18 protein-coding genes are annotated in these 15,726 nt (G+C 63.2%); 9 read left to right on the forward strand and 9 right to left on the reverse strand.

Annotated elements, in window-relative coordinates:
* Window positions 1-200 precede the first annotated feature (200 nt).
* Window positions 201-1,025: an alpha/beta fold hydrolase gene (locus ACWPWT_RS17775; protein ID WP_261269567.1), complete on the forward strand. Its 825-nt coding sequence runs from the start codon at window positions 201-203 to the stop codon at window positions 1,023-1,025.
* Window positions 1,026-1,062: 37 nt separating this feature from the next.
* On the opposite strand, the gene ACWPWT_RS17780 is transcribed toward ACWPWT_RS17775, so the two are convergent.
* Window positions 1,063-1,353 (reverse strand): FtsB family cell division protein, encoded by a 291-nt coding sequence (locus tag ACWPWT_RS17780; RefSeq protein WP_261269607.1) that lies wholly within the window; start codon window positions 1,351-1,353, stop codon window positions 1,063-1,065.
* A gap of 56 nt (window positions 1,354-1,409) precedes the next feature.
* Window positions 1,410-2,690, reverse strand: a complete 1,281-nt coding sequence (gene eno / locus ACWPWT_RS17785) for a phosphopyruvate hydratase (RefSeq protein WP_454280791.1) — start codon at window positions 2,688-2,690, stop codon at window positions 1,410-1,412.
* Window positions 2,691-2,846: 156 nt separating this feature from the next.
* Here eno and ACWPWT_RS17790 point away from each other — a divergent pair, with 156 nt between their 5' ends.
* From ACWPWT_RS17790 to ACWPWT_RS17810, 5 genes are all read left to right on the forward strand, one after another.
* Window positions 2,847-3,386, forward strand: coding sequence for a hypothetical protein (locus tag ACWPWT_RS17790; protein ID WP_454280792.1), 540 nt, complete (start codon window positions 2,847-2,849; stop codon window positions 3,384-3,386).
* Entirely contained in the window at window positions 3,383-3,736 is a 354-nt protein-coding gene (locus ACWPWT_RS17795; RefSeq protein ID WP_454280793.1) for a phage holin family protein, read from the forward strand. The genes ACWPWT_RS17790 and ACWPWT_RS17795 overlap by 4 nt, the downstream gene beginning before the upstream one ends.
* On the forward strand, window positions 3,733-3,984 hold the full coding sequence (locus ACWPWT_RS17800) for a DUF3618 domain-containing protein (RefSeq protein WP_454280794.1): 252 nt from the start codon (window positions 3,733-3,735) through the stop codon (window positions 3,982-3,984). Before ACWPWT_RS17795 ends, ACWPWT_RS17800 begins: the two co-directional genes overlap by 4 nt.
* A gap of 53 nt (window positions 3,985-4,037) precedes the next feature.
* A complete protein-coding gene (locus ACWPWT_RS17805; RefSeq protein WP_261269572.1) occupies window positions 4,038-4,493 on the forward strand; it encodes a hypothetical protein in 456 nt (151 codons plus the stop codon).
* A 138-nt stretch (window positions 4,494-4,631) separates the two neighbouring features.
* Window positions 4,632-6,455: a DUF885 domain-containing protein gene (locus ACWPWT_RS17810; protein ID WP_454280795.1), complete on the forward strand. Its 1,824-nt coding sequence runs from the start codon at window positions 4,632-4,634 to the stop codon at window positions 6,453-6,455.
* Between the two features lie 17 nt (window positions 6,456-6,472).
* Here ACWPWT_RS17810 and ACWPWT_RS17815 read toward each other — a convergent pair whose 3' ends face one another.
* The 7 genes from ACWPWT_RS17815 to cyoA are packed head-to-tail and all read right to left on the reverse strand — an operon-like array spanning window position 6,473 to window position 13,274.
* A complete protein-coding gene (locus ACWPWT_RS17815; protein ID WP_454281003.1) occupies window positions 6,473-7,006 on the reverse strand; it encodes a response regulator transcription factor in 534 nt (177 codons plus the stop codon).
* Window positions 7,006-8,319 (reverse strand): ATP-binding protein, encoded by a 1,314-nt coding sequence (locus tag ACWPWT_RS17820; RefSeq protein ID WP_454280796.1) that lies wholly within the window; start codon window positions 8,317-8,319, stop codon window positions 7,006-7,008. Before ACWPWT_RS17820 ends, ACWPWT_RS17815 begins: the two co-directional genes overlap by 1 nt.
* Window positions 8,316-9,026 carry an SURF1 family protein gene (locus ACWPWT_RS17825; protein WP_454280797.1) on the reverse strand — a complete coding sequence of 237 codons (711 nt, stop codon included), beginning with the start codon at window positions 9,024-9,026 and terminating at the stop codon, window positions 8,316-8,318. Before ACWPWT_RS17825 ends, ACWPWT_RS17820 begins: the two co-directional genes overlap by 4 nt.
* Window positions 9,026-9,433 carry a cytochrome o ubiquinol oxidase subunit IV gene (gene cyoD / locus ACWPWT_RS17830; RefSeq protein WP_405051360.1) on the reverse strand — a complete coding sequence of 136 codons (408 nt, stop codon included), beginning with the start codon at window positions 9,431-9,433 and terminating at the stop codon, window positions 9,026-9,028. Before cyoD ends, ACWPWT_RS17825 begins: the two co-directional genes overlap by 1 nt.
* Window positions 9,430-10,068, reverse strand: coding sequence for a cytochrome o ubiquinol oxidase subunit III (cyoC, locus tag ACWPWT_RS17835; RefSeq protein WP_007403230.1), 639 nt, complete (start codon window positions 10,066-10,068; stop codon window positions 9,430-9,432). Before cyoC ends, cyoD begins: the two co-directional genes overlap by 4 nt.
* A gap of 3 nt (window positions 10,069-10,071) precedes the next feature.
* Complete coding sequence (gene cyoB / locus ACWPWT_RS17840) at window positions 10,072-12,066, reverse strand: cytochrome o ubiquinol oxidase subunit I (protein WP_261269577.1); 1,995 nt, start codon at window positions 12,064-12,066, stop codon at window positions 10,072-10,074.
* A gap of 11 nt (window positions 12,067-12,077) precedes the next feature.
* A complete protein-coding gene (gene cyoA / locus ACWPWT_RS17845; protein WP_261269578.1) occupies window positions 12,078-13,274 on the reverse strand; it encodes a ubiquinol oxidase subunit II in 1,197 nt (398 codons plus the stop codon).
* A 171-nt stretch (window positions 13,275-13,445) separates the two neighbouring features.
* On the opposite strand from cyoA, the gene ACWPWT_RS17850 reads away from it, so the two are divergent.
* The 3 genes from ACWPWT_RS17850 (at window position 13,446) to ACWPWT_RS17860 (ending at window position 15,672) form a co-directional block, all read left to right on the forward strand.
* Complete coding sequence (locus ACWPWT_RS17850; protein ID WP_261269579.1) at window positions 13,446-14,780, forward strand: MFS transporter; 1,335 nt, start codon at window positions 13,446-13,448, stop codon at window positions 14,778-14,780.
* A 123-nt stretch (window positions 14,781-14,903) separates the two neighbouring features.
* Window positions 14,904-15,335, forward strand: a complete 432-nt coding sequence (locus tag ACWPWT_RS17855; RefSeq protein WP_454280798.1) for a DUF2147 domain-containing protein — start codon at window positions 14,904-14,906, stop codon at window positions 15,333-15,335.
* 64 nt (window positions 15,336-15,399) lie between these two features.
* A complete protein-coding gene (locus ACWPWT_RS17860) occupies window positions 15,400-15,672 on the forward strand; it encodes a DUF1488 family protein (protein ID WP_454280799.1) in 273 nt (90 codons plus the stop codon).
* Window positions 15,673-15,726: the final 54 nt, after the last annotated feature.

Raw genomic sequence — 15,726 nt, forward strand, 5'->3', positions numbered from 1 at the left:
GACTTCATCACGCGAGGCTGGCAATGCTTCCCCAAGGCTTTTCCCAATTATGTCGCTCGCTGGCGTTCCGTTATTCCACAGGCGAAGCCGCTGAAATCGATGGCATTTGGGGCAGTGTGCTTCCGTCACGCAGACGGAACGGCTTACCCACCGGTCCGTTCAGCCTGCTCATTCCCCGCACGAATGCTCAGGAGCAGACGATGCCATATGTAAAAACCCGCGACGGCACCGACATCTATGTCAAGGATTGGGGCGAAGGTCGTCCGGTCGTCCTTCTCCATGGCTGGCCTCTGTCCGCCGATATGTGGGATGCGCAGATGATGGCGCTTGCGGAAGCCGGTTTCCGCGCCATCGCCTATGACCGGCGCGGCTTCGGGCGTTCGGGACAGCCTTGGTCGGGCTATGACTATGACACGTTGTCGGACGATCTGGCCGATGTTCTGGAAGCGACCGGCGCGCGCGACGCGGCGATCATCGGCTTCTCGATGGGCGGTGGCGAAGTCGCGCGCTATATGAGCCGTCATGACGGAAAGGGCGTCATCGCCGCAGGACTGATTGCCTCGGTCGTGCCCTATATGCCCAAGACCGACGATAATCCGCAAGGTACCGACCAGTCGGTGTTCGACCAGATCGGCCAGGGCCTGCGCGACGATCGCGCACATTTCCTGCGCCACACCTTCTTCAAGCAATTCTTCGGTGTCGGTTATATCACCAGCCCGGTGAGCGACGAGGTGCTGGACTGGGCGACCAGCGTCGCGATGCAGGCGGGCCTGAAGCCTACCCTAGCCTGTGCCGAAGCGTTCAGCCAGACCGATTTCCGGCCGGACCTGTCGGCCTTCCGCGTGCCGACGCTGATCGTTCACGGCACGGGTGACCAGACCGTGCCCATCGATCCGGCGGGCCGGGCGGCGGCGGCCGGGATCGCCCATTCGCAATTGGTCGAATATGACGGAGCGCCGCACGGCCTGAACGTCACGCATAGCGATCGCCTGACCGGCGATCTGCTGACGTTCCTGGGCCGCTGACAGGAAAAGGGCGGCCCGGATAACCAGGCCGCCCTTCCTATTTCAGTGGGACGATCACTTCGTCCGGATGGGCGACATTCAGTTCCTTGCGCACCATTTCGTCGACCATGTCGGGATTGGCATGGTCCGGGTCGAGCAAGGCGACGCGGTTCTTCAGGATCGTCCGCTTCTTGTCGAGCGCGGCATAATCCTGTTCGCGTTTCACCAACTGGCGCTGATACTCGCCATAAGCGAGCAGACCGTTGCGCCCCAGCACCGCATAGGCGCCAAAGAACGCAACGATCGTCAACCCAAGGGCGGGCAGGGCTGCCCGCCGCATGGTCCGCATGAAGGGCGTCGGCTTTCTGGTCACGATCGCCATTGTCGTACCGACACCCTTCAATTTCAAGCGCGTATCAACACGTCACGGCCCGCATAGCGCGCCGAATCGCCCAGCTCTTCCTCGATACGGATCAGTTGGTTGTACTTGGCGAGCCGGTCCGAGCGAGCGAGCGAGCCCGTCTTGATCTGGCCGCAGTTCGTGGCCACTGCCAGATCGGCGATGGTCGCATCCTCGGTTTCGCCCGAACGGTGCGACATGACCGCCGTGTAGCGCGAACGCTGCGCCAGCGACACCGCCTCCAGCGTCTCGGTCAGCGTGCCGATCTGGTTGACCTTGACCAGCAGCGAGTTGGCGTAGCCGCCGTCGATGCCCTGCTTCAGACGCTTGGGGTTGGTGACGAACAGATCGTCGCCGACCAGCTGAACCTTGTCGCCGATCATGTCGGTCAGCGCCTTCCACCCTTCCCAATCGTCCTCGGCCATGCCGTCCTCGATCGACAGGATCGGGTAGTTGCGGGTCAGGTTGGCGAGATATTCAGCCATCTCATGGCTCGACAGGATCTTGCCTTCGCCCGAGATATTATACTTGCCGTCCTTGAAGAACTCCGTCGCGGCGCAGTCGAGCGCGATCATCACGTCGTCGCCGGGCTTGTACCCGGCCTTCTCAACCGACGCCATGATGAAGTCGAGCGCTTCGGTAGTCGAGGCGATGTTCGGGGCGAAGCCGCCCTCGTCGCCCACGCCGGTCGCCAGACCCTTGTCGTGCAGCGCCTTCTTCAGCGTGTGGAAGATCTCCGAACCGCAACGGACCGCTTCCACGATGCTGGTAGCGCCGACCGGCATGATCATGAATTCCTGGAAGTCGATCGGATTGTCGGCATGCTCGCCACCGTTGATGATGTTCATCATCGGTACGGGCAGCAAGTGGGCCGAGACGCCACCGACATATTTATAGAGCGGCAGGCCGCGTGCCTCGGCCGCCGCCTTGGCCGCCGCCAGGCTGACGCCCAGGATCGCGTTCGCGCCCAGCCGGCCCTTATTCTCGGTGCCGTCCAGCTCGATCATCGTGCGGTCCAGATCGGCCTGGTCTTCTGCGTCCAGCCCGATGATCGCATCGGCGATCTCGTCGTTCACCGCCTCGACGGCGGCTTCGACGCCCTTGCCCATCCAGCGGCTCTTGTCGCCGTCGCGCTTCTCGACTGCTTCATGCGCGCCGGTCGACGCACCCGAGGGGACGGCGGCGCGGCCGAAGCTGCCATCGTCGAGCAGAACGTCCACTTCAACGGTCGGATTGCCCCGGCTGTCCAGGATTTGCCGCGCATGGATGTCGATGATTGCGGTCACGTAACGATGCTCCTACATCAGCCTTGAAGGTCCCGGCGGGCTCTATCGTGTGACCGCGCGAAGGGCAATTGCGGGAAAGCATGGAACCGTGGTTCCGCTGCCGGGGTTAAGAGGCGCACTGCCCGGTCATCCGGGCCAAAGAGGAAAGGGTTTCCCATGGCCGACACGGACAATAACTTCCCACTGTCGCAGGACGTTACGCCCAACTTCGGCGGCAACGTCGCGGTCGCGCCCGAAGTGGCCGCGCCCGACGCGGCGCCCGGCACGTTCGACGCCGAAGATTCCACAAAGAGCAAGGCGACCCTGTCGGATGCCAAGCAGCAGGTGAAGGACGGCGCCACCAAGGTCCAGCAGCAAGCTGTGGACAAGGTTTACGCACTCGCTGGCGACGGCAAGGCCAAGGCCGGTTCCGCGCTCGATCAGGTCGCGCAGCTCTTGAACGATGCCGCTGGTCAGGTGGATGAAAAGCTGGGCGCCCAATATGGTCAATATGCCCGTTCGGCCGCCGATACCGTCACATCCTTCTCGGGTGCGATTAAGGACAAGGATGTCGAGGAACTGATCGGCGACGCCCGCGCCTTCGTGGCGAAGAGCCCGGCGGTCGCGATCGGCATTGCCGCCGCGCTGGGCTTCGTACTGGCGCGCGTCGTTCAGTCGGGCGTGGAAGCCCGCCCATCGGCCGACACTGCGGCGTGACCAGGGTCACCACCCCCTTGTCGGCAACGCGACCGGACCCGGAAACGCTAACGTCGCTGGTGTCACAGCTGGTCGATGACGGCCGGTCCTATATCACGGCGGAAATCGATCTGGCCAAGGCACGGGCCTCGGACAAGATCGGGCGTTATCGTAGCGCCGCGATCTTCATTGGGGCCGCGGCCGTATTGGCATTGGCGGCACTGATCGCCCTGCTCGTCGGGCTGATCTTCGCCTTGGCACCGGCGACCGGTCCGCTGGGGGCGACGTTGATCGTCGTCGGCGTGGTGCTGGTCGCGGCGGGTGTGCTGGCCATGGTCGGCAAGTCCCGCCTGACGGGAGGAGCCGCATGACCGTCGTCGAAGCCGAGGTTCGCGCCGCTGCCGCCCGTGAACGGATGAACCAGACCGCCTCTCGCTTGCAGGCCCGGTTGGAACCCCATGCCCTGGCGTCGCAAGCCAAGGAAGCCGGGATGTCCGCCGCAAAGTCGAGCCTGGACTGCGCGAAGAGCAACCCGGCGGCCGTCGCCAGCGGGGTCGCGGTTCTTGGCCTGTTGCTCAATCGTCGGCGGATCGCCCGCCTGTTCAAGCGCAAGCGCTGATTTGGCCCGCCGATGGGCAACCATCGGCGACATAGCCCAGAAGGATGTTCGCAATGACCACCGAAACCCAGAACGAACAGCAAAATGACCGCTTCCGCGAGAAGCTGGATCATGGTCGCGAAACGGCATCGCAGGCCTATCACGATGCCAAGGACAAGGCGGGTGAACTGGCGCATAAGACCGCGCAGACCATCGAAGCCAACCCGCTCGGCATTCTGGTCGGCGGTCTCGCCGTCGGTGTGATCGCGGGGGCATTGCTCCCCCGTTCGTCGCGCGAGAAGGAATTGCTGGCCCCGCTCGGCAAGAAGCTGGGCGAGACCGTGCGTCAGGCGACGCAGGCGGCACGCGAAGCCGGCCTGCGCGAGCTGGAAGATGCAGGGCTCACCAAGGACGCCGCGAAGGATCGCGCCCGTTCGCTGTTCGACGATGTCGTCAAGGCGGCAAGCAACGCCGGTTCGGCCGCGGCCAAGGCGGCGACGAACAAGTCGTCATCCGAACCGGCCATCTGATGATGCCATGAAGGGCGCCCCGCGATCCATGACGGACGCGGGGCGCCCTTTGTGACATTGGGCGGCAGACGGTGGCTTGCGGGCGACGGACGGGCTTTCTACCAAAGCGGTTCGTCAGCTTTTGAACGGGATACTCGTTTGCGCCACCTCCCTCTCGCCGCCCTTCTCGCCTCCTTGGCGCTGCCTGCCACGCCGCTTGCGGCGCAAGCCATTCCCCCCTCTCCCGCACAGCCCGGCGAAGGTCAGCAGGACGCCCGGCTGAAGCAGCTTTTCCATGACAGCGACGAGGCCAGCCTGGCGCGCAACCCGATCAACGGGTTGTTCCGGGGCGATATGCGGCGGGCCGATCGCATCGGCGACTTTTTCTCGGACGCGTATATTGCTGCGGAACGCGCGGCGGCCGAGAACGACCTAAAGCGCCTGGATCAGATCGATCGGGCCAAGCTCACGCCGACGAACCAGATCGCCTATGACGTATTTCGCCAGCAGACCGAGACGACGCTGAAAGGCTTTGACCCCGCCCTGGTCGCGCTGACCATCGTGCGGCCGATGGACCATTTCTTCGGCATCCAGACCTTCTATCCCGAATTCGCATCGGGCCAGGGCGCGGCCCCGTTCAATACGGTGGCGGACTATGACAATAATCTGAAGCGCAATGTCGAATATGCTAATCTGCTCGACGAGGCGATCGGGCGGTTCCGGCAGGGCATGGCGACGGGCGTCGTCCAGCCCAAGCTGGTCGTGCGCAACATGATCGCCCAGTTCGACAATCTGCTGGCGGGAACGGTCGAGGATTCGACTTTCTATGGCCCGGTCAAGCGCTTCCCCGCCGCCATTCCAGCGGGCGAGCAGACGCGCCTCAAGGCCGCCTATGCCGCTCAGATTCGCGACGTCATCATTCCTGCCGAGAAACGGATGCGGACGTTCCTGGCCGACACCTATCTTCCCGCCGCCAGAGAGTCGGTCGGTCTCGTCGGAATGCCGGGTGGTGCCAAGTTTTATTCATATCTGATCGAACAGAACACCACCCTGCCCCTCCAGGCGGACGCGGTACATCAGCTCGGCCTGTCCGAAGTCGCCCGCATCCTGAAGGCCATGGAGGTCCAGAAACAGACGGTCGGGTTCAAGGGCAGCCTGCCCGAATTCTTCACCTTCCTGCGCACCGATCCGCGCTTCCAGCCCAAATCGGCCGCACAGCTTCGCGAGGGTTACGAGGCGATCGGGCGGCGGGTCGACGCGCGCATTCGCGAGCAATTCTCACTGATCCCCAAGACGCGGCTCGAAATTAGCCCCGTTCCGGCTTTCAAGGAAAAGACCGACGCAGGCGGCTCCTATCAGGGCGGCACGCCGGACGGTACACGGCCCGGTGTATTTTACTATAACACCTACGACCTGCCCTCGCGCTATATGTGGGAAATGGAGACCCTCTATCTGCACGAGGCAGTGCCGGGGCATCACTTCCAGATCAGCCTGGCGCAGGAGAATGCGGCCCTTCCCGCCTTTATGCGGTTCGGTGGCAATACCGCTTATGCGGAGGGCTGGGCGCTTTATGCCGAAACCCTATGGCCGGAACTGGGTATGGAGACCGACCCCTATCAGCGTATGGGAGGCCTGAATGACGAGATGCTGCGCGCGATGCGCTTGGTCGTCGATACGGGTATCCATGCCAAGGGTTGGACGCGCGACCAGGCGATCGACTATATGCTCGCCAACTCCCCCATGGCACGAACGGACGCGACCGCCGAGGTCGAGCGCTATATCGCCATCCCCGGTCAAGCGCTGGCGTATAAGATCGGCCAACTGACGATCAGCCGCCTAAAGGCGCAGGCCGAGGCGGAACTCGGTTCGGAATTCGATCCGCGTCGCTTCCATGCGGAGGTACTGGACACGGGTGCACTGCCGATGCCGGTCCTGGAAAAGAAGATCGCGGACTGGATCGCGGCGGAGAAGCGGCGCGGCTGATCGGCAAAAGCGCCACGTCAGGGGACGTGGCGCTTTTCCAGCTTCCGAGCCAGCGTCCGCCGGTGCATCCCGAGCCGCCGCGCGGTTTCGGAGATATTGAAGTTGGTTTCGGCCAGCGTCTCGTTGATCCGCTCCCATTCAAGGGTCTTGATCGAGCTCGGGCGGTCGGTGATCGCCGTGGTCGTATCGCCCGCCGCCTTGTGAAAGGCCGCCTCGATGTCGTCGGTATTGGACGGTTTGGCGAGATAGTGGCATGCCCCCAGCTTGATCGCCTCGACAGCCGTCGCGATGCTCGCAAAGCCGGTCAGGACCACGATCAACATTTCCGGATCATGCGCGTGCAATGTCTGCACGCAGGCAAGGCCCGACGCCTGTCCAAGCTTCAGATCGACCACGGCATAACGCGGTGTCGTCTCCGACAGGATGGCGACCAGCGCATTCGGGCTCTGCGCGACCCAGACACGATAGCCGCGCCGCTCGAAAGACCGCTGCAGCGTGCGCGCAAAGGTCTCGTCATCCTCGACGATCACGAGCGATCGTTCTTCGTCCATCATGCCTCCCGATCCGATAAGCCGATCATACTCAGAGGTAGGGTCAGCGTGACGACCGCGCCACCCTCCGGGCGATTGCCGGCTTCCACCCGCCCACCCAGCTTGCGAACGACGCTCGACACCAGGAACAGGCCGACACCATGTCCCTCGCCCTTGGTCGATTGCTGAGGGCGTCCGACCTGCGACAGTGTCGTGGAGGTGAATCCCGGCCCGCGATCGGTAACCCGCACGGCCACCGCGCCGCCTTCGCGCGCAACGGTCAGGCCGACCCAGCGCGGCGATGCCTCCGCCGCATTGTCGAGGACGTTCCAGACTGCCTGTTTGATCGCCGGGTCGGACACGATCGTGGCATCGTCGTCAGTCCGCTGATAGTCCAGCACAACCTGTGCATGGCTTTGCCGCCATTCGCCGACGATCGCGTCGATGAACCGCCCGACCTCCGACAGTTCCGCAGCCTCGCCGCGCGGCTCCCCGGCCGATTGCAGGATGCGGGTCACGATCGCCTTGCAGCGCTGCACCTCCGCCTGCATCTCCGCAATCTCTCCCATGAGTTCGCTATCGTCGCGAAGCTTGGGCACTCGTCGCCAGTCGCTCAGGATCACCGACAGGCTGGCGAGCGGCGTGCCGAGCTCATGCGCCGCGCCCGACGCGAGCAAGCCCATGCGTACGATATGCTCCTCCTCCGACGCCTGTTCGCGCAGATCGGCAAGGCGTGCCGCGCTCTGGCGCAGATTGTGGCTGATCCGGGTGACGAACAGGATCAGCAGCCCCGCCACCAACGCAAAGCCCAGCCAATTGCCCAGCGTGTGAAGCCCAGCAATATCCCCGAACAGCCATGGCGGGAATGCCAGTGGCCGATGATGGAGCGACAACAGCCCGAAGCAGACCCCGGTAATCCCCGCCAGCGCCCAGGCGGACCATGTCTCCAGCAGGACGGCACCGAGTACCACCTGGATCAGATAGAGCGAAATGAAAGGGTTGGTTGCACCGCCCGCGAGGAAGAGCTGCAACGTCAGCGTGCCCACATCAAACATCAGCGCGAACAGCAATTCGGTATTGGTGATGCGGTGGAAGCGAAGGCGAAAATGGCTGAGCAGGTTGATCGCCACCGCCATGGCGAGCACGCCCATCATCGCCGCGACCGGAAGCTGAACCCCCATGACCCGGTTGACGATCAGGATCGTCCCCAACTGTCCCACCACCGCCATCCAGCGCAGGTGGATCAGCTGCCGCATATTGGCCGTCCCGGCCGTCACGTCCGGTTCCCGCGGGCGGACCGTGAAGGGCAGGAACGGCGGGACGCCGGGTGTCACTCCCGTCCTCGCCGCCAAAAGATGACCAGACCGACACCGGTCAGGATGGCCAGCGCAAACCAGGTCAGCGCGTAGGAGAGATGGCTGTTGCGAAAGGCGACGACCGTAAGCCCGCCGACCGGATACCCGCCGGGATTGGCCGTCGAATCGGCATCAATGAAGTAGGGCGCGACCCGACCCAAATCCTTGGCCGCCGCGATGGCCGGAACATCCCGCGAATACCAGCGATCGGCAGCCGGATCATTCGAGCGGAGAAACGCGCCCTTGGGCTCACTCATCCGGATCAACCCTGTGACGCGAACCGTTCCGCCGGGCCGGTCATGCGCCTTGCGGTGCTCGGCTGGCACAAAACCGCGATTGACGAGGATGGTGAAACGCGGGGTCACCAGCGGCGTCAGGACCCAGTAACCTGGGCCCCGCTCGGTCACTGCCTGAACGAAGCTTTCCCGATCATTGCGAAAGACGCCTGTTGCGGTCACCCGTCGATAAACGTCTTCAGGATCAGCGAAAGGGGGCGCCATGACGGCGGGTGCGTGGAGCCGTGCATCGACCTTGGCGATCAGGTCCAGCTTCCATAGCCGGCGCTGCAACTGCCATACGCCGAGAGAAACAAACGCCGCGATCAGCGCAACGCCGATCGCGGTCAGGATCGCCAACACCAGCGGCGAGCGGCCGCGCCGCTCACCACTCGTGCCGGCATCCGTCATTACATGCCACCGCCCATCTGGGCGGCCATGTCCGGCATCATGTTGCTGTTCATGTGATACATGACCCAGATCGACCCGCTCAGCGTGATGACGACCAGCACGGCGGTAAACACCAGCGCCATCATCGTCCAGCCACCCTCCGACTTGGTGTTCATGTGGAGGAAGTAGATCATGTGGACGACGATCTGGACGAAGGCCAGACCCATGATGACGAGCGCGGTCGTCTGGGTATCGCCCAGCGCGCCGGTCATGACCGCCCAGAACGGGATGGCCGTCAGGATCACCGACAGCACGAACCCGATCATATAGCCCTTCATCGAGCCGTGACCATGCGTGTCGCCATGTGCGTGGAGGTCATGGTCCAGATTGGCGTGGTCGCCATGACCATGGGGAGGATGAGCGCTCAACGGAGAACTCCCAGCAGATAGACAAAGGTGAAGACGCCGATCCAGACAACGTCCAGGAAGTGCCAGAACATCGACAGGCACATCAGGCGCCGCTTGTTCGCCTCGATCAGGCCGAAGCGGCCGACCTGGACCATCAGCGTGACCAGCCAGATCGAACCGAAGGTGACGTGCAGACCGTGCGTGCCGACCAGCGTGAAGAAGGACGACAGGAAGGCCGAACGCTGCGGACCCGCGCCCTCATGGATGAGGTTGGCGAATTCGTAGAGCTCGATCGACAAGAAGGCGAGACCGAACAGGCCGGTGATGCCCAGCCAGATCAGGGTGTTCGACTTCTGGTTCTTCTCCATCGCGATCATGGCGAAGCCATAGGTTATCGACGACAGCAGCAGCATCGAGGTGTTGAGCGCAACCAGCGGGAGCTCGAAAATCTCCCGCGGGGTCGGCCCGCCCGCATAGCTGGTGCCCAGCACGCCATAGGTGGCGAACAGGATGGCGAAGATGAGGCAGTCGCTCATCAGGTACATCCAGAACCCGATGGCGGTCGAGCCACCGGATTCGTGATGATGATCCTCGTCCTCGACCAGATAATAGGTCGGGTTCTTTGCCGGATCGGCGCTTAGAACGTCGGTCGACATGGATCAGGCCCCCTGACCGAGCAGGCGACGCCGCTCGTTTTCCGTTGCCACGACTTCATCGACGGGGATGTAGTAATCGCGGTCATAGTTGAACGTGTGCCAGATGGCGACGACGACGACACCGATCAGGCCGAGAGCGGCGAGCCACCACATGTACCAGATCATGCCGAAACCAGCGGCGGTCGACAGTCCGGCGATGATGACGCCGGTGCCCGTGTTCTTGGGCATGTGGATCGCCCGGTAGCCTTCGATCGGCGCCTGCGCCTTCTTGTCCTTCATGTCGTACCAGGCATCCAGCTCGTGGATGACAGGCGTGAACGCGAAGTTGTAATCCGGCGGCGGCGACGAGGTCGCCCATTCCAGCGTGCGGCCGTCCCAGGGATCGCCCGTCACATCGCGCAGTTCTTCCTTCTTCCAGATCGACACGCCGATCTGAACCAGGAAGGCCCCGATGCCGCCCGCGATCATCAGCGCACCCAGCAGCGCGACGACGAAGTAGATCTGCAGCGACGGATCGTCGAAGTGATGGAGGCGACGCGTCACGCCCATCAGGCCCATGATGTAGAGCGGCGTGAAGGCGACCCAGAAGCCGATGACCCACAGCCAGAACGACACCTTGCCCCAGAACTGGTTGAGCTTGAACCCAAAGGCCTTGGGCCACCAGTAGTTGATCGCGGCGAAGGCACCGAACAGCACGCCGCCGATGATCACGTTGTGGAAGTGCGCGATCAGGAACAGCGAGTTGTGCAGAACGAAGTCGGCGGGCGGAACGGCCAGCAGAACGCCGGTCATGCCACCGATGGTGAAGGTCAGCATGAACGCGATGGTCCACATCATCGGCAGCTCGAACCGGATGCGCCCCTTATACATGGTGAACAGCCAGTTGAAGATCTTTGCCCCCGTCGGGATCGAGATCACCATGGTCGTGATGCCGAAGAACGAGTTGACGCTGGCCCCCGAGCCCATGGTGAAGAAGTGGTGCAGCCAGACGAGGTACGACAGGATCGTGATGACGATCGTGGCGTAGACCATCGAGGTGTAGCCGAACAGACGCTTGCCCGAGAAGGTCGAGGTGACCTCCGAGAACACGCCGAACAGCGGCAGGATCAGGATGTACACCTCCGGGTGGCCCCAGATCCAGATCAGGTTCACGTACATCATCGGGTTGCCGCCGAGATTGTTCGTGAAGAAGTTGGTGCCGACATAGCGGTCGAGCGACAGCAGCACGAGCGTGGCGGTCAGCACGGGGAAGCTCGCGACGATCAGGACGTTCGCGCACAGCGAGGTCCAGCAGAACACCGGCAGCTTCATCATGGTCATGCCCGGCGCGCGCATCTTGATGATGGTCGCGATCAGGTTGATGCCCGACAGAGTCGTACCGACACCGGCCACCTGGAGTGCCCAGATATAATAATCGACGCCGACATCGGGACTGAAGTCCAGTTCCGACAGCGGTGGGAAGGCCAGCCAGCCGGTCCGCGCGAACTCGCCGATGAACAGCGACGCCATGACCAGCACAACGCCGCCCGCGGTCATCCAGAAGCTCAGATTGTTGAGATACGGGAAGGACACGTCGCGCGCACCGATCTGGAGCGGTACCACATAGTTCATCAGGCCGGTGATGATCGGCATCGCCACGAAGAAGATCATGATGACGCCGTGCGCGGTGAACACCTGATCATAATGGTGCGAGTTCAGGAAGCCCTGATTGTCGCCGAAGGCGATCGCCTGCTGCCCGCGCATCATCAGCGCGTCGGCAAAGCCGCGCAGCAGCATCACGATGCCAAGGATCATGTACATGATCCCGATGCGCTTGTGATCGACGGTGGTGAACCACTCCTTCCAGAGATAGCCCCACAGCTTGAACTTGGTGATGAGCGCCAGGACCGCGATACCCCCGACCGCGACACCCAGGAAGGTGCCGACGACGATGGGCTCGTGGATCGGTAGCGACTCGATCGATAGCCGTCCGAAGATGGTCTTTATGATGTTGTCCATGATGGCGTGCCTCAGCCGCGACCCGCGCCGGCATGGCCGGGGGTCTGCGGGATGGAAAGGAAGGACATGCGGCGATTCTTCATCTCGCCCGGTTCCTGCACGCCGTTCGAGGGCACAGGCTCCTTGCTCTGATGCGGCGAGGTCTGGATTTCCTCGGGCGACTTTTCGAGTGCGCCCTTGGTCCGCTCACCATGCATCGGCCCGGTGTTGTTGACCGGCGGATTGCCCTCACCGACTTTCATCTTGTGGGGATCGCCGCCACCGGTCATCCGATCGTGCATCATCACGTCCGACATGCACGGCGTGTTGTCCGCGACGCAGCGATTGACCACGCGGTCGAACAATCCGCCCTGCACGCCGTTGAAGTACATGGCGGGCACATATTCGCTCGGCTTTTCGATGGTCAGGAAGGACGCGCGGGTCAACTGCCCCTGCCCCTTCTGCTGCCCTGCCTGCGAAGACCGGACCTTGTCGACCCACTGGTCGAAGCCGCTCGACTGCAATGCGTAGACCGGGAAGTGCATGCCAGAGAAGCCCGCGCCGCTATAGTGCGACGACAGACCCTTGAACGTGCCCTCGCGGTTCAGGACCGCATGAAGCTTCGTCTCCATGCCGGGCATGGTATAGATCATGCCCGCCATCGCCGGGATGTAGAAGGCGTTCATGACCGAGGTTCCGGTCAGGCGGAACTCGACCGGGCGATCGACCGGCAGAGCCAGTTCGTTGACCGTCGCGATACCCTGCTCCGGATAGATGAACAGCCATTTCCAGTCGAGCGCGACGACCTGAACCTCCAGCGGCTTGACGCCCGCAGCGATCGCCTGGCCTGGCGCGGTCCGCTCGATCGGGCGATAGGGATCGAGCAGATGGGTGCTCGTCCACGTCACTGCGCCCAGGCAGATGATGATCAGCAGCGGGGCCGACCAGATCACCAGTTCGAGCATCGTCGAATGGTCGAATTCGGGATCATATTCGGCTTGCGTGTTGCTCTTGCGATAGCGCCAGGCGAACAGCACCGTGAGCGCCATCACCGGAATGATGATGAGCAGCATCAGGGCAGTTGCGATCAGCACCAGATCGCGTTGCTGCACGGCGACGTCACCGGCAGGGTTGAGCACGACCGCGTCGCATCCCCCCAGCATGGCCAGGAGGGGCAAGGCGGCCCAGCGAAGAGGGCGCAGGCGCGCAAGGCTCGACGAATGAGACATATGGGAAGGGCCGCTACGCCTTTGCTGCACCTGCGCACATTGGACAGTTTGTCCAATCCCCCCGGACGATCGAAAGGCGCATAGGCGCAGCAGAATGGCGGTCATGCGCGGTCTTTTTGCACCGCAACCGACCTGCCTCAATAACTTGGAAGAAGTCAGGACTGGCAGCCGATGAGCGCAGAGTTAACCGCATCGACCTCGACGCCCCTTGAGCGGGACGCGCGGCTGGTCAATGCCCGCGATCCGCACCATGTCGCACCGGGCGACATCGCCATCGGCGTCATCATTGGGCGTACGTCGGAGTTCTTCGACTTCTTCGTCTATGCCATCGCCTCGGTGCTGGTGTTCCCGTCGCTCATCTTCCCCTATGTCGATGCGCTGACCGGCACGCTCTATTCGTTCGCCCTGTTCTCGCTGGCGTTCATCGCGCGTCCGATCGGCACCTTCATTTTCATGGCGGTCGACCGTAATCTGGGACGCGGGGTCAAGTTGACCATCGCGCTGTTCCTGCTGGGCGGATCGACCATGGCGATCGCCTTCCTGCCCGGCTATGCGCAGATCGGCACATCGGCCGCCGTCCTGCTCGGTATCTTTCGGATCATGCAGGGGCTGGCGCTGGGTGGCGCCTGGGACGGCCTGCCGTCGCTCCTGTCGTTGAACGCGCCGGAGCGCCGTCGCGGCTGGTATGCGATGATCCCGCAGCTGGGCGCCCCCCTTGGCCTGCTGGTCGCCAACGGGCTGTTCGCATTCTTCCTGACGACGCTGAGCACCGCAGACTTCCTGGATTGGGGCTGGCGCTATCCGTTCTTCGTCGCCTTCGCGATCAACGTCGTGGCGCTGTTCGCCCGCCTGCGGATCGTGGCGACGCCGGAATTCCAGCGCCTGTTCGAGACCCGCGAGCTTCAGCCCGCGCCGGTCGGCGAGACGCTGAGCACCGAGGGTCGCACCGTCATCCTCGGCGCGTTCGCGCCGCTCGCCAGCTTCGCGATGTTCCACATCGTGACGGTGTTCCCGCTGTCCTGGGTCGTGCTGTTCAACCGCGAAAAGCCGCAAGACTTCATGATGATCGAGATCATCGGCAGCATCGTCGGTGTGTTTGCGATCCTCGCCTCGGGCAAGATCGCCGACCGTGTTGGGCGTCGCACGCTGCTGGGCTTCTCGGCCGCCGCGATTGCCGCCTATGCGGGCTTCGCGCCGCAGCTTCTGGATCAGGGCGGCATCGGCGAGACGATCTATATCGTGCTCGGCTTCCTGCTTCTTGGTCTGGGCTTCGGTCAGTCTTCGGGCGTCATCAACTCGGGCTTCTCGCCGTTGCGTCGCTATACCGGTGCCGCGATCACTTCGGACCTGGCATGGCTGCTGGGTGCCGGCTTCGCCCCGCTGGCCGCGCTGCTGCTGTCAAGCAATTTCGGTTTGCTGTCGGTCGGCGTCTATCTGCTGTCGGGGGCCGTCGGCACGTTGGCCGCGCTGGGCATCAATAAGGAACTGGCCAAGCGCGCTTCCTGATCAGGTGCCTCTAGCCTGCTTTCCAACGAAACGGCCGGTGGAGCGATCCACTGGCCGTTTTGCTTTGTGCGTTTCGCTTCCTACATTCCTGACGAATGGGATTGGGCTGGGAGTAGAGCCGATATGAGGATAAGCAACTGGCGCAGCGCCTTGCTCGCCGTGGCGACCACCGGTGTAGCGATGATCTCGGGCGTGGCGGATGCGCGTGTCCCGGCCGGTATCTGGGCCAACCCTTCCAAGACTGTACAGGTTCGCTTCGCGCCATGCGGGCGTGGTCGGGACGCGCAGCGGATGTGCGGAACAGTCGTCTGGGCCAGCGAGCAGGCCAAGGCCGACGCCGCGCGTGGCGGCACCGACCGGCTGGTCGGTACACAGCTATTCGCCGACTTCGAGGAGGAGGAACCGGGTCGTTGGGCCGGGACCGTCTTCATCCCAGACATCGGGCGCGAGGTCGAGGGCACCATCACCCAGATCGACGCCAGGACACTGGTCGGCGAGGGTTGCCTTTTCGGCCGGCTGGGATGCCGCGAGCAACGTTGGCAGCGCGTCAAATGATGAAGGCGATGGAACCGGAGCCCGTCTGCCGCGTCCCGGACCCAGGCAATAGGGAAGGAACGCCATGGCTGACGATGCGCTAACGGTCATCAAGGATACGGTCGAGGACAATGTCTCCGAACGGCAGGTCGAATTCGTCGGAGAGGTGGAGGGCGAGGAATACCAGTTCGCCGTGCAATATGATCTGCTCGAAGCACTGAGCGGCGACGTCCCGGATGGCGATGCCGTTGAGCTGTTTGAACGCTATTCCGATGACATATTGGAGGCAGCCCTGACAGCGCTCGGGCGCGATATGGAGCAAACGTTGATCGTCGTCAGCGAGAACGATCTCGACTGACGCACGTCCGCCGGGCCAGCGGGTCGATCAAGACGCGGATGACGGCCAGCAAAT

The organism is Sphingomonas sp. Marseille-Q8236 (genome assembly GCF_965112005.1).